Raw genomic sequence first — 1,433 nt, 5'->3', positions numbered from 1 at the left:
CCCGACCAGGATCGGCCGGCCGTTGTAGAGGGCGCGGGCCACGGAGACGCGCTGCTGCTGGCCGCCGGAGAGTTCGCCGGCCCGGGCCCAGAGCCGGTCCGCGAGCCCGACCCGGTCGAGGACCGCTTCCACCGCGGCGACGTCCGCCCGGGCCGGCCGGACCAGGGTGCGCAGGTTGTGCAGGGTCGAGCGCCGGTCGAGGCGGCCCATATAGACATTGTGGAACACCGAGAGCGGCCGCACGAGGGCGGCGGCCTGGGGCACCAGCGCCACCTGCTCGGGCGCCTGGGCGTGGATCAGGCCGATCAGGGTCGACTTGCCCGCCCCGGAGCGGCCCATCAGCGCGACGCGCTCCCCCGCCCGCACGGTCAGGTCGAGGCCCGAAAGCACCGGACGCCCGCCATAGGATGCGGAGGCGTTCCGGAGGACGATGGCCGCTCGGGCTTGCGCGCCGCTCGCCACGGACGTCAGTCCAGCAGGCCGGTGGAGCGTCCGACCGCGACGAGGGGCTCGTAGGCGGCGTTGGTCACGGGGATGAACTTCGAGCGCCCGAACGGCTCCAGGATCGCCGGGTCGGTGATGCCGACGAGCGCCCCCCGCAGCCTTTCGGTGAAGCCGGCGCCGTAGGTCTGCTCCACGTCGCCCCGCACGGTCCACTGGTAGTCGGGGAAGGCCGGGCTCTCCCAGATCACCGAGACCGCCTGTCGGTCGACCTTGCCGGCCTTCGCGTCGAGGTCCCAGACCGAGTAGTCGACGGCGCCCACCGCGAAGGCGCCGGACTGGACCAGCTGGATGGTGCGGCTGTGATCCCCCGAGAAGCCGACCCGGGCAAAGACCTGCTCGGGGCTCTGCCCCGGGAAGGCCTGCCGGATGAAATACTCGGGCATCAGCCGCCCGGAGGTCGAGGCGCGGGCGCCGAACGTGAAGGTCTTGCCCGCGATGTCCTTCGGGAAGGCCTTGTCGGGCTTCAGCCCCGTGGCGGCGTTGGCGATGAGGTAGGTCTTGAACGCCGCGTCCTCGGCGCCCTGCGCGATCGCCTGGGCGCCCGGCACGGCCTTGCGCGCCTGGACGCCCGTGAAGCCGCCGAACCACGCGAGCTGCACCTGCCCGTTGGTGAAGGCGGTGACCGCCGCCGGATAGCTCTTCACCGGGATGTAGCGCACCGGCACGCCGAGCTTGGCCTCCAGATAGGCGGCGACCTTGCCGAAGCGCTCGACCAGGCGGCTCTCGTCCTGATCGGGGATGCCGGTGAACACGAGGGGCGGGAGCGCCTTCGGGGCTGCCGTCTCCTGCGCCCGCACCGGCCCGGCGCCGGCCAGGGCCGCCAGGGCTCCCAGGGCGAGCCGCCCCAACCATCCCGATTCCCGCTTCGATCCCCGCTTCGATCCCCGCTTTCATCCCAGCATCGTTTCCTCGTGGCACCGTGCCCACGC

The 1,433-nt window shown here is 72.7% G+C and carries 2 protein-coding genes; both read right to left on the bottom strand.

Going from position 1 to position 1,433, the window contains the following annotated elements; all coding sequences use genetic code 11:
- On the bottom strand, positions 1-462 hold a 462-nt coding region (locus tag I53_RS21550), incomplete at its 3' end, for an ATP-binding cassette domain-containing protein (protein WP_051044946.1).
- Positions 463-467: 5 nt separating this feature from the next.
- Complete coding sequence (locus tag I53_RS21545; RefSeq protein ID WP_043354528.1) at positions 468-1,352, bottom strand: putative selenate ABC transporter substrate-binding protein; 885 nt, start codon at positions 1,350-1,352, stop codon at positions 468-470.
- Positions 1,353-1,433: the final 81 nt, after the last annotated feature.

It is taken from the genome of Methylobacterium sp. B1, from assembly GCF_000333255.1.
Classification (GTDB): Bacteria; Pseudomonadota; Alphaproteobacteria; order Rhizobiales; family Beijerinckiaceae; genus Methylobacterium; species Methylobacterium fujisawaense.
The sequence above is the reverse complement of the archived record's forward strand: the minus strand, read 5'-3'. Positions and strand labels throughout refer to the sequence as shown.